This is a genomic window from Acinetobacter sp. UBA1496 (assembly GCF_002324975.1).
GTDB lineage: Bacteria > Pseudomonadota > Gammaproteobacteria > Pseudomonadales > Moraxellaceae > Acinetobacter > Acinetobacter variabilis.
Genome location: NZ_DCRI01000106.1, coordinates 1 through 12,717, shown reverse-complemented (window position 1 = coordinate 12,717; position 12,717 = coordinate 1). Strand labels below are relative to the sequence as shown.

General features: G+C 41.2%; 13 protein-coding genes. 4 read left to right on the top strand and 9 right to left on the bottom strand.

All coding sequences use genetic code 11. The features are described from left to right. Positions 1-291 precede the first annotated feature (291 nt). Both B3143_RS13295 and B3143_RS13290 read right to left on the bottom strand, forming a co-directional pair. A complete protein-coding gene (locus tag B3143_RS13295) occupies positions 292-777 on the bottom strand; it encodes a nucleoside deaminase (protein ID WP_286740903.1) in 486 nt (161 codons plus the stop codon). 124 nt (positions 778-901) lie between these two features. Then, positions 902-1,957 (bottom strand): aromatic ring-hydroxylating oxygenase subunit alpha, encoded by a 1,056-nt coding sequence (locus B3143_RS13290; protein ID WP_286740902.1) that lies wholly within the window; start codon positions 1,955-1,957, stop codon positions 902-904. A 280-nt stretch (positions 1,958-2,237) separates the two neighbouring features. Here B3143_RS13290 and B3143_RS13285 point away from each other — a divergent pair, with 280 nt between their 5' ends. Both B3143_RS13285 and B3143_RS13280 read left to right on the top strand, forming a co-directional pair. Next, on the top strand, positions 2,238-3,179 hold the full coding sequence (locus B3143_RS13285; protein ID WP_004785832.1) for a LysR family transcriptional regulator: 942 nt from the start codon (positions 2,238-2,240) through the stop codon (positions 3,177-3,179). A 39-nt stretch (positions 3,180-3,218) separates the two neighbouring features. Continuing rightward, the gene (locus tag B3143_RS13280) at positions 3,219-4,571 is read left to right on the top strand and encodes an 8-oxoguanine deaminase (protein WP_034170910.1); all 1,353 of its coding nucleotides are present in this window, start codon (positions 3,219-3,221) and stop codon (positions 4,569-4,571) included. 85 nt (positions 4,572-4,656) lie between these two features. Here the strand turns inward: B3143_RS13280 and hpxO are convergent, their stop codons facing one another. Next, on the bottom strand, positions 4,657-5,814 hold the full coding sequence (gene hpxO / locus B3143_RS13275; protein ID WP_004785836.1) for an FAD-dependent urate hydroxylase HpxO: 1,158 nt from the start codon (positions 5,812-5,814) through the stop codon (positions 4,657-4,659). Between the two features lie 213 nt (positions 5,815-6,027). On the opposite strand from hpxO, the gene alc reads away from it, so the two are divergent. Both alc and B3143_RS13265 read left to right on the top strand, forming a co-directional pair. Then, entirely contained in the window at positions 6,028-7,032 is a 1,005-nt protein-coding gene (gene alc, locus B3143_RS13270; RefSeq protein WP_004785838.1) for an allantoicase, read from the top strand. Positions 7,033-7,044: 12 nt separating this feature from the next. Then, the gene (locus B3143_RS13265; protein ID WP_004785840.1) at positions 7,045-7,542 is read left to right on the top strand and encodes an ureidoglycolate lyase; all 498 of its coding nucleotides are present in this window, start codon (positions 7,045-7,047) and stop codon (positions 7,540-7,542) included. Between the two features lie 55 nt (positions 7,543-7,597). Here the strand turns inward: B3143_RS13265 and B3143_RS13260 are convergent, their stop codons facing one another. The 6 genes from B3143_RS13260 to B3143_RS13235 all read right to left on the bottom strand — a co-directional run. Then, the gene (locus tag B3143_RS13260) at positions 7,598-8,311 is read right to left on the bottom strand and encodes an outer membrane protein OmpK (protein ID WP_004785842.1); all 714 of its coding nucleotides are present in this window, start codon (positions 8,309-8,311) and stop codon (positions 7,598-7,600) included. 121 nt (positions 8,312-8,432) lie between these two features. Continuing rightward, positions 8,433-9,788, bottom strand: a complete 1,356-nt coding sequence (locus B3143_RS13255) for a nucleobase:cation symporter-2 family protein (protein ID WP_004785844.1) — start codon at positions 9,786-9,788, stop codon at positions 8,433-8,435. A 33-nt stretch (positions 9,789-9,821) separates the two neighbouring features. Next, the gene (gene uraH / locus B3143_RS13250; protein ID WP_004785846.1) at positions 9,822-10,142 is read right to left on the bottom strand and encodes a hydroxyisourate hydrolase; all 321 of its coding nucleotides are present in this window, start codon (positions 10,140-10,142) and stop codon (positions 9,822-9,824) included. Then, the gene (uraD, locus tag B3143_RS13245) at positions 10,139-10,642 is read right to left on the bottom strand and encodes a 2-oxo-4-hydroxy-4-carboxy-5-ureidoimidazoline decarboxylase (RefSeq protein ID WP_004785848.1); all 504 of its coding nucleotides are present in this window, start codon (positions 10,640-10,642) and stop codon (positions 10,139-10,141) included. Before uraD ends, uraH begins: the two co-directional genes overlap by 4 nt. Positions 10,643-10,783: 141 nt before the next feature. Beyond that, entirely contained in the window at positions 10,784-11,749 is a 966-nt protein-coding gene (gene puuE / locus B3143_RS13240) for an allantoinase PuuE (RefSeq protein ID WP_004785850.1), read from the bottom strand. A 125-nt stretch (positions 11,750-11,874) separates the two neighbouring features. Beyond that, positions 11,875-12,717 (bottom strand): DUF2971 domain-containing protein (locus B3143_RS13235; RefSeq protein WP_286740897.1); only part of this gene is annotated, 843 nt, incomplete at its 5' end.

The following is a 12,717-nucleotide window of genomic DNA, read 5'->3' as shown; positions in this document are numbered from 1 at the left end:
TTTCGCAAGAGGTCTAATATTTAAAATTTCTTGTGATTTTCTTCTGATCTGCGCTAGATAAGTGCGTCAGATCTAAATCGTGTGCGCCAATAAATGGCTTATAGTTGGCAATGTACTGAATGGATAGAAATAGATTTTTAAAAATAGAAAAACAAATTTAGCAAAGTAATTTGAAAAAAATACAGAAACTGGATTGCAGCGTTTTAAATTGAGCTTACAATCCAAAAAATCTATATTTATGGTCTTATAAATAAAATGAAGCAGGATTATAAAAAGAATAATTTCAAATCTTCACCGAGATGACCAGAAGTCTTTTTGTAATTGAACCGTTTCCTGTTCAAGTTCCGTGATTGGTCCAATCAGCTCAATATTCTTCTGACCATGTGTAAAGACATAAGCAGCAGAAACACTCATGGTCAGATTCTCATTGTAGTTTCCAGTACATTGCAATAATTTTTCTTCGGTCATGGCATAGACCACCCGTCCGATATTGGCCCAGTAAATGGTTCCAGAACACATGCAGCAAGGTTCAACTGCTGTATATAAGGTGCATTCAGCTAAATAGTCTGGTGTAAAATTGCTGGCTGCGATCCGGGCTAAGGTACTTTCTGCATGGTTGACCGTGTCGATATTACATCGGGTCAATAAAACCGTTTCATGATCAGGTGCAACTAGGACTGCACCAAAAGGATGATGGCCTAAAGACATTGCTCGTTTGGCAACTTCATTGGATAATTTTAAAAAAGATAGCATTTGCTCATGACTAGGCTGTGGCATAAATCACTCTAACAATTGAGAGTTCAAAGGTCATATATGCTTTATAAAATAGGACTTTGAACAGATGACATGGAATAAAAAAAGCACCCCAACAGACCAGAGTGCATAAAGGAGGAAATTTAATTTAAACAATATAACGTTTGCTTAGCCCCCATTCCGCCAAAATGCGGCGATAGGTCGTTGAAGAACGGTCAGCTTCAAAATGCGCTTCCATCGTAATATCCAAAGGTAACTCCTCCGGCTTTTGGCTTTCGACCATGTCCTGATCTTCAGAAAAAATCTGTGCGTTAAAATCGTAAACTGCTTGCAGATCACCAGTCGTATCAAAATTACGGGTCAACGGCACAAATAAGCGGGTTTTATTGTGAGATACCGGACAGCAGGCATTCAGAATTTTCAGAATGCCATTTTCTGGAAAATGCACCGTTAAAATCGCTGAAAATGGTGGATAAACATCAAACACACGTTTCCACAGGAATCCTTCTGGTGCCAGATGCTGCAGGCCAAGCGGATAATTGCTGACATCACTGACATATTCCGTATGCAAGCCATAAGGGGTGCGCACAGTGGAATACTTTTGCACGATCGGGTTATCACGTGAAGCAAAAGATTCATGATGCACCCAGGCAAAATGCGCTACATCGATAAAGCCCTCCAACTGCCGGCCACTTGAACCGCTGATATCAACAAATGGAGGCAGGATGGATTGATGCTCTGCGCTGTCCCAGGTATCCAGATCAGGGAAATTAGCTTCGGATTCATTCCGGCTAAATAAGCTGGTCCAGACCAGACCATATTTCAAGACCACTGGAAACTTGGTTAAAGTAAAACGATCCGAAATGTTAGTCAGTTCTGGTTGAGCCGGTATTTTGGTGCATTTTCCTTGTGTGTTGTAATGCAAGCCGTGATAAGGACAAATGATTTCTTCACCCTTTACCCAGCCTTTGGTTAATGGCACACCACGATGCGGACAAATATCACGAACCAGATGAATGCTGCCACTCTCAGTTTGATATAGGGCCATCTTTACATCCAGTAGTTGTACCTGTTGTGGCGTAGTACTCACATCCTGAATACGGGCAACTGGATACCAATGCTGAGCCAGGATATTCCAGTCTGATGGGTCAAAGCCGCTACAGTGCGGTTGACTGAATAAATTAAGCACCGGGATCGCATTCATAGTTCACTCACAAATATTTATCGCATTACAACGGCTTAAATTTTTCTCTCATTAAGCTGCCTTGTTGTTCTTTAATAAAATTAGCCAAATGCCTGTTCTGCTGTCTATTAGAATGTTTCGTAGCCCATGTTCCAAAAAATAGAACACAAAACTTCTACCGTTCCATTTCTTTGAAAATTGGCACAGAAATCGCTTATCCACTTGATAGAACCAGAATCACTTAATTTCTAGCTGAAAATTATGTGATTAAAACGATGTGCAGGTGGATTGACGTGATTTTATGAATATTACTTTTTCAAGATTTTCAGAATATTTTATTGCCGTAGCCAAAACAGGCAGCCTCAGAAAAGCAGCTGATCAGCTTTATATTTCCGTCTCCGCGATTCATCGTCAGATCACTCTGGCAGAAGAAGAATTTGGTATCGTGCTTTTTGAACGGTTACCGAGTGGCCTGAAGCTAACTTTAGCGGGTGAATTACTGTATGCGGATCTACTCAAATGGCAAAAAGAATTCCAGCAGACCTGTGTACGTTTTGATGAAATTCAGGGTTTATCACGCGGCAGCATTGAACTAGGGCTCATTGCGGCACTCAGTGACGGTTTCGTTTTAGATTCCCTGCAATATATGTATGAAAACTATCCCTGGATCAATTTCAATATCCAGATTCAGGAAAGTGATACCGTCTCTAAAATGATTATGGATGCTGAAGTTGATTTTGGCATTCTGCTCAATCCTAAAAGTCATAATCAGCTCGAAGTCATGTCTTTTGTGGAAATCCCGGTTGGATTTGTGATGGCCAAATCTCATCCTTTAGCTCAGGCAGAAAAAATCTATTTTTCCGACACTTTATACTTTAAGCATCTCATTCCCTGTGCCCCTTTAATCATTCATGACTATGTCTATAGCCTGTATAAACATCACCAATTTATGCCACAGCAAAAGCTGGAGTGTAATGACATTCGCATGATTACCTCTCTGGCAGAGCGCAACTTAGGGATTGGGGTACTGTCCTACATCGATGCCTTGCCTTATTTAGAGCGTGATGAACTGGTGTTTAAACCGATCATTGAAAAAGGGATGCATCCGTTGACCCTTGCCCTTTGTGTGGCACCGAAACGGCAAATTTCCCGTATCTCACAAATCATGATGAACCATCTGATCGACCAGATGGAAGATTTGAAAATCAAATTACAACAGCTTAATGCCTCATGTGCTGCCTGATTCATATGCAGGACAAATAAAACTTATTGGAAAAAAGATATGACAACCTTATGGATTAAAAATCCTCTCGCTGTATTTACCGAGAATGATCTGGATACCCGTGGTGGCTTGGTCATTTGTGATGGCAAAATTATTGAACTGGTGGCTCTAGGACGAACCCCAGCATCGCCTTATGACCAATTCTTTGATGCCCAGAATTTAGTGATTACACCGGGACTGATTAATAGCCATCATCATTTTTATCAGACCTTAACCCGTGCCTGGGCTCCTGTGGTAAATGCTCCGCTATTTCCGTGGCTAAAAACCTTATATCCAGTCTGGGCCAAATTGAATACTGAACAGCATTATCTAGCCACACAAATTGCATTGTCTGAATTACTGCTTTCCGGTTGTACCTTTGCTGCGGATCACCATTATCTATTTCCACAGCAGCTGTCCGATGCCATTGATGTTCAGGTTGAAGCATCAAAACAATTAGGGATTCGTGTGATGCTGACCCGTGGTTCCATGAGTCTGGGTGAAGATTCTGGTGGCCTGCCACCACAACATACCGTACAGGATATGGATACGATCCTTTTGGATTCAGAACGACTGGTGCAGAAATACCATCAGCGTAGTGCTGATGCCATGGTCAATATTGCGCTTGCACCATGTTCACCATTTTCAGTCACACAAGAAATTATGCAAGAAAGTGCTGCACTGGCAGAAAAACTGGATGTACGTCTGCATACCCATCTGGCTGAAACACTGGATGAAGAACAATTTTGCCTGTCCAAATTTGGCATGCGTACCGTCGATTATCTGGAAAGTGTAGGCTGGCTTAATTCCAGAACCTGGCTGGCGCATGGCATTCATTTTAATGCTGATGAGATCCAACGCTTAGGACAGGCTCAGGTCGGTATCTGTCATTGTCCACATTCCAATATGCGTCTGGCTTCAGGGATTTGCCCAACCATAGATTTACTGGAAGCAGGTGCAGTCATTGGTCTAGGTGTGGATGGCTCTGCTTCAGGTGATGCATCTAACCTGATTCTGGAAGCCCGCCAAGCGATGTATTTACAGCGCTTAAAATATGGTGCAGAAGTGATTACACCTGAACGTGCTTTAACCTGGGCTACACAAGGCTCGGCACAGTTATTGGGACGTGAAAAGCACCTAGGACAAATCGCACCAGATTTTCAGGCAGATTTAGCGTTTTATAACCTAGATGATGTCCGTTTTTCAGGGATTCATGACCCGATTGCCGGCCTATTAATGTGCGGTGCAGACCGTGCTGAACATGTCATGGTCAATGGACAATGGGTCGTAAAAGACCGGGAAATTCTAAATCTGGATCTTGAAGCGGTTCAGGCTGCACATCGTCAGGCAGCGAAAGCTTTACTTGCTGCCTAAAAAATCTATTAGCGAATCCCTAATATTTAAATATAAAAAAGCCCTTCAATATGAAGGGCTTTTTGCCAAGAGGTTAAACGTAGAATTAATCTAAAGGATTGCCAATAATATTGCTGATAATCCCTTTCATGATATGCGGTCCCTGCTCTTTACGCAGTTCTTCATACCATTCTTTGGTCACGGCTTCATCTTTCATATGTGTGACATCACAACGTTTACGTGCACGCAAGACCAGCTCATTGGCACGTTCATTACGTTTGTTCTGATAGCGTTTCAAGGCATCTTCCAGACCCAGCGTATTAATCTGTAAAGACCGAGCCAGATAGATCGCATCCTCCATGGCCTGACAACCACCCTGACCAATATCCGGTGTGGTGCTATGTGCGGCATCACCAACAATTACGACACGACCTTTATAGAACTGGGCAAACGGTTCAATATCATGAATTTCAACCCGATTGGTTTTCTGTTCATCCAGCGCATCAATCAGATGCTGAACCGGCGCACACCAACCTTCAAAATACTGTTTCAACAAGGTTTTATATTCCGCCCGATTATTCTCTAAACCAACTTGCAACGGCACATCAAAGAAGAAATAGAATTTTCCATCTGCCACAGGCATCAGCGAAACACGCTTACCTTGTCCGACAAATGTGGTCCATTGATCTGCCGGAGTAAGCTTTTCTGAAATTTCTACCAGACCATTCCAGTTAACATAACCGGCATAGCGACGAGCAACCTGTTCACCCAGTACATAGGTACGGGTAATGGAATGGGTTCCATCTGCACCAATCAGTAGGTCTGTTTTGATTTCTGTACCATCAGCAAATTTAACCAGAACACCATCTTCCTGTTCTTGCAGCTCAACCATCTTCTTGCCAAGCTGAATATCTTCACGACCAAACTCGTCCATCAACATGTTTTGTAAATCTGCACGTGCCACCGGATATGGACGTTGTCCCACTTCTTCAATTAACGGCAATAAACTAAACTGGGTCATGGTGTCGCCCGTCAAGCCATCAATATAGGCCAGCTGATCCATTTGGCCACCAAGCTTGGCGACCTGTTCAGTTAAGCCCAGATAATTCAAACATTTTACCCCATTTGACCAAAGTGAGATTGCCGCGCCCACCGGTAAAATTTTTTCTGCCTGTTCATAGATGGTGACTTTATGCCCAAACTTTTTTAGTGCAATTCCTGTGGTCAATCCCCCCATCCCTGCACCAATAATTGTAATCTCCATCTATTTACTCCTCTCAAAATTGTATTTCTTCCTCCCTGTGTAGCTAAAAGCGTGCCATTTCGAAAATAATGCACTGATTTTTCTCAAAAGTTGGCACAGGCCGTGCATTCATCTATTCATTAAAAACCTGTTTTTATAAGGTCTTTCAGCAGAATTACAGACTTTTATAAAAAATTAGATTCACGTTAAACATAATTTGAATGGAACATAGTTATGGCAACATTATTTGCACCCATTTTCGAGATCCCTGCGCATATCCAGCAGCTTACCAACCTGGCTGATAGCCGGATTGGTGCAGAAATTCTTGAATGTTCAGATGATTTTTTTGCTGAAGCAAAACGAATGTTGCAATTTGATGCACCAATTTTTGTTGAAGATAAATTTGATGATCATGGCAAATGGATGGATGGCTGGGAAACTCGCCGCAAGCGCCATGCCGGCTGTGACTGGGCCATTGTCAAACTAGGTGTGACTGGAACCATTAAAGCTTTGGATATCGACACCACGTTCTTTACCGGTAACTACCCGGCTTCTGCTGCAGTTGAAGCCTGCTATGCACCAAATGGTGACTTAAGCACTGCAACCTGGCACTCAATTTTACCAAACAGTATACTAGGTCCGAGCCAGCATCATATTTTTAATATTGCTTCAGACGAAGTCTTTACGCATGTGCGTCTAAATATTTTCCCTGACGGTGGTGTGGCGCGCTTTAAAGTCTATGGTGAAGTAAAAATTCAGGTTCAGGACAGCAATCAGGTGGTTGATCTGGTCGCTCTGGAAAATGGCGGCCGTGTCATTGCCTATAGTGATGCGCACTTTGGCCATCCACGTAATCTGATTAATCCGGGGCGTGGCATCAATATGGGTGATGGCTGGGAAACCAAGCGCCGTCGTGCACCCGGCTTTGACTGGTGTATCTTGGCTCTGGGTCAAAGTGGTCAGATTGAAAAAATTGAGATTGATACTGCGCATTTTAAAGGCAACTTCCCTGCACAAGTTTCTATTCAAGCGATTTATATTGAAGATGCGACTGATCAGCAGTTAATTCCGCAAAGTATGTTCTGGCCATTCCTGCTTGAAGCACAAGATATGCAGATGGATCATATTCATAGCTTTGTTGAAGAAATCTTAAAACAGGAAAAGATTTCCCATATTCGGGTGAACATGATTCCGGATGGTGGCATTAGCCGGATTCGACTGTGGGGAAAAGTTGCCTGAGTAATTATATCTATGAGCATACAAAGCATAAAAATACAGCCCTTAACTGCTGAAAGTTTCTTGCCTTATGGCGAGGTCATTGCTTGTGAAGGCAATGATTTCTTCCATATTAATGATCAGCAGACTGAGCGTTATCATGCTCTGGCGGTTGCTGAAACAGATGCTAAAGTTGGTCTAAGTATTTTTAGAAATATTCAGACTACAGCAATTCCCTTTGCAATCGAAATGCTGGAGCGTCATCCTGTCGGTTCACAAGCGTTCATCCCAATGCATGGCCAGAAATTTTTAATTGTGGTTGCGCCTAATCTGGATCATGAAAAGCCTGATCTCAGTCAAATTCAGGCTTTTATCAGTAATGGCACACAAGGTGTAAATTACCGTGCCGGAACCTGGCATCATCCTTTGCTGACCTTTGAAGCTCCGAGTGATTTTGTGGTGATCGATCGCATCGGTACTGGTCCAAATTGTGACGTTTATACTTTTCCTGAAAAGATTTTTATTGAAAATTAAGCCCATTAAAAAAGCCCTTATCAATAAGGGCTTTTAAATTTCTTATTTGTTGTATTTAGAAATGATATTTCACTAAAGCACTCACGTTATTTTCATCTGCATCCGGAATACCGTATTTGTTATTCCAAACCGAATGCTCAATACCGAGATATAAATTGGTATCTGGAGAAATGTGCTTGCCAACATTCCATTTCCACTGGGTCGTCCAGTTCATCTCGCTCGCATGATCATCCTCAGCAGTTGACCAGTCCAGGAAGCCATCTACCAGGAATTCTTCAGTACCCAATTTAAATGGTACACCATAGGTCAAGGTGAGCTGATAGTCGTCTTCCATATTTTCGTTATTTACACGATAAAGATTTACGCTGGCATAATTGAATTTTGGAATAGCCAGGTCGAAACCTACACCGTACAGGAAGTTATCAAAACCTTCACCACCTTCCCAAGTCGTTGCCACCAGCACATCTTTCACTGGACCAAATGCCAGCTTTTGGCCTGAAACTTCACCCAGACTTAAACGTGGTGAAAATTCAAAATAACTTGATTTAATATCATCGGAACCACGCATACGGTCAATGAAAAAGAAGACATCTGCATATTTAACTTTTGCAGCGTATTCAACAGTTAGGGTTGCCTGTTTTTCATCTACAACTTCATAGTTTTCCCCATAAAGCCCAGTAACGCTAAAATCCTGCCAGACTGGTTTTGCCTGTGCAGATGCTGCACCTAATGCAAGTAATGTTGCAGCAGCAACTTGAGTAAATTTCATAAATAAGGTTCCCCAATGGAATTAAAAATCTCATTCTGGATTAAGCAAGAACAAAGCCAACTTTTTTAATTTTTGATAAAAAAGCCCATGACTGGCATGGGCATATGGAGGAAATCAAACTTTAATGCAGCGTTTCTGCGACTTTTTCCGGAACCTCTGTTTTTGGCTTAAACATTGGCAGATGATTAAACAGAATGTTTAAAAGGATCGCCATTAAACAGGTTGAACTGATGCCAGAATGGAACAGGGTTTGGAACCATTTAGGGAAATTGGCATAGAAAGAATAGTCAATAATCGGGATCATGCCTGCTGCAATTGAAGTTGCAACAATAATCAGATTTTTCTGCTCGTTATAATCTATTTTCGCCAAGGTGCGGATACCACTCGCAGCCACTGTACCAAATAGCACCAATCCTGCACCGCCAAGTACCGGAACCGGAATTGCGGCGATTAGTCGGCCCATAATTGGAAGTAATCCCAAAACCACTAAAATCATACCGCCAGCAGCGACCACAAAACGGCTTTTAATCCCGGTAATGGCAACCAGCCCGACGTTTTGTGCAAAAGCACTTTGCATGAATGAACCAAAAATCGGTGCAACTGCACTTGAGAACATATCTGCACGCAGACCATTGGAAATACGTTCTGAATCTACTTTGGTTCCAACAATTTCACCTACAGCAATAATATCAGCCGTTGTTTCAGTCATAATCACCAATGTCACAATCAGCATGGAAATGATTGCACTGAGTTCAAAGGTCGGCATGCCAAAAGCAAAGAAACTCGGAAATTGTACCCATGCACCATGGCCGACTTTACTAAAATCGCCAAAACCAAACAGATAAGCCAGCACTGAACCCATTACGATCGCCAATAAAATAGATAAGCGACGAATCGAGGCATTTCTGCTCAAGTTTAGACAGATCACAATAGCCAAGGTCATCACGGCCAGGCTGATATTTTCAACACTTCCCCATTCAGGTGCATTTTTATTACCCCCCATCATCCAGCGAACAGCTACGGGTAAAAGTGATAAACCAATAATAGTAATCACACAGCCGGTCACGGCTGGCGGGAAAAAGCGGATAATTCTAGAAAAATAAGGCGCCAAGAAGAAACCAATTAATGAAGCTACGATGACTGCACCATAAACAGCTGATAGGCCTCCACCTGTGGTTACGATCGCCACCATCGTCGCCACGCCCGCAAAGGAAACGCCTTGTACCAGTGGTAATTTGGCTCCGATATATTTCACTCCAATGGTTTGTAAAATCGTAGCCAGACCGCCAACAAACAATGCAGCCGCAATCAATAAACCGATTTGTGTAGCTTCCAAACCTGCGCCAGTACCCACGATGAGTGGTGGTGCGATAATACCGCCGTACATGGTCAATACATGTTGCAAGCCATAAGCTGCACTTTTGCCTGCACCCAGATATTCATGTTCAGGTGAAATGTTTGTGCTTTGTTCTGTCATTCTTTCTCTCTCCCTCAAAGCTTAAATAAAAAATCAGCTTCCGCGATATGTGGAGTACGCGAATGGGCTGATCAGTAAAGGAATATGAAAGTGCTGAGAGGCATCTTTCACCTGAAAATGAATGACTGCTTTAGGAAAGAAAGTTTCCAGACCTAAGCCTTCAAAATAATCAGAAGTAGCAAATTCAAGACTGTATTCACCTTCCTCAAATTCGGTTAAACCAAAATCGGTGACTCGACCATCTGCATTGGTAAATGCCTTTCCGAGTAATGCACCTTCTTCATCAAAAAGTTTGATCAACACATGTGATGCAGGTTTGCCGAGATGCGTATCTAAAATATGAGTGCTGATCATGCTTGCAGCTCCTGTGACAGTCTTAATAAAGCGATTTCCGCCAGTTGCGTATGGACAATACCTTTTTCGGTTTCTGGATCATTTGCTAAACGATCTTTCAAGGCATTCAGCACTTCCTGGCTATTTAGACCAGCCGCTTTAATCAGGAAGATATAGCCATATTTTTTTTCATAAGCGATATTGCCTTCTAGCAAAGCTTGCTGAGTTGCTTCGTCCTGAGTTATCGCAGCCTGTTCACGATTGGAAAAGTTTTTTTCAACTTCGCTTAATTCAGCCTGTGCCTTTTTTTCACCAATACGTGGATGATTATCCAAAGCTGCTTTGATTTCGTCCCAGGTCCAAGTTGCAGCCTGTTGTCTGGCTATATTCAATACATCTTCAACAGCTGCATAAGGACGCTTTGCTTCAATCTGGGTCGACCAGCTCGGTATTTGCACACAGTGCTTTAAAAAGATAATGGCCTCTTCTGGAGATGCCTGATTAAATTCAACGAGTTGCACTATTAAATCGCCTGATGATATTCATTTTTTGTTCAGTACAGGTTTTGCAATATCAGTGCCAAATCTTCTTAATCTTGTGTTTTTATATGATTTATAAAGCAAAAAAGAGAACTCAAGGTTCTCTTTTTTAATATATTTTTCTCATTTTGGTGCGTGATATTTATACCAATGTGCTGCTATATCGCCCCGTCGGCAAATCCAGACTTTTTCATAACCTTGAATATAATCGAGGAACTTTTGTAGGGCTTTAAAGCGTCCCGGCCGCCCTAAAATACGACAATGCATCCCGATCGATAGCATTTTTGGTTCAGTTTCACCTTCAGCATAGAGTACATCAAAGGCATCTTTTAAATATTGATAGAATTGTTCCCCGCTATTAAAGCCGCCCGGTGAACTAAATTTCATATCATTGCTTTCTAAAGTATAGGGGATGATCAAATGAGGGCGTGTTTCACCTGCCTGATTGGTCAATGTGCTCCAAAATGGCAAGTCATCTCCGTAGTTGTCGCAGTCATATTGAATCTGAGGAAAGTCAGCCAGCAATTGACGGGTATTTGGACTATCCCGACCGGTATACCAGCCAATCGGTGCTTTGCCGAACAGGGTTTCCAATACGCTAATCGCCTGATCCATGTATTGACGTTCAAGTTCAATCGGCATGTCCTGATAATGCACCCAGCGCTGACCATGTGACACTACATCATAATTGGCTTCTTTAATCGCTTCGACTATATAAGGATTGCGGATTAAAGCCATCCCAACCCCAAAAATAGTCATCGGCAGATTACGCTTTTTAAACTCATTGTGAATCCGCCAGAAACCTGCACGTGAGCCATATTCATACATAGAATCCATCGACATGTGTTTGTCTGGAAAGCTGGCTGCGCCAATAATGTCGGATAAAAACTGTTCTGAACCGGCATCACCATGTTCAATGTGGTTTTCACCACCTTCTTCATAATTCAGTACAAACTGAACTGCGACACGGGCCTGATTAGGCCATTCTACTTTTGGTACATCGCCATGATAGCCAATCAAATCACGTGAATAAGGCTGGTTTCGAATTTGATCTATGAGTTCTTGTCCGCGTAGATATGTGCTGGTCACGTTTAATCCCTGATGTGTTATATCAAACAGTAAAATTGAATAATCGTGACAAGCAATTTATGCGCCATAATAGAACATCTATGAAATTTAAAAATATTCCTAATATTTCTTATCATTCCACAAGTTTAATTAGATAAAAATGCTGCTAAAGTTTTAGTATTTTTATCTAGAATTGGGTGATTAGGAACAGTGATTTTAAAACTATTAGGTTTTAGAACAGCCTCATAAACTTTAATATCTTGTTGGTAGTATTTATTAAAATAATTAATTGATTCAATTAAAGCCATTTTATTTGGGTCATGATTAGTGAGCTTTGCCCCCAAAATCACTGAAGATATATAAGTTGCAGGAATTTCTTTTAACAGTGAATTAAAATTACTAGAATCATAATCATGTGCTAATGTTCTAAATTCATTTTCATATGACCAATCCGTTGATTTTATTAAATATTGATTCGCAACGAAATTCAGCAATTTTGCTCCATTTGCTACATCAAACATTGCTAATGGATTTGATATATCTAAAGGAATTTTTGGAAATTCATTCTGATATTTTACAGCTTGGACATTAAATACCTCATGTACCATAGCTTTAGGATTAGGATGTGGGATTTTAAATTCAACTAAAAAACCTTTATGGCTTTGAGCATAATGAGACCACATAAGCATATTTAATGGATTATTATTAAAACAAGTTACACTCAGCTTTGCTTTTATAGCTGTAGAGAAATGTTGATGTAGAATTTCTTTAACATCATTCGGCGCATTATTGAATTCAATAGATGCCATACAATCATATGGATCATTAAAATTATCAGGATGGGTAAACTTTAATTGAAGTTTTTTAAATAAATTTAACACTTGAAGCTTTGGATCAAAGCTTAAATGCTTATAGAGATAATAATACTGATCATCACATTTAATATTTTCAAATTGCCTTAAATAATCTGGGGCAGAGTAAAACTTGAA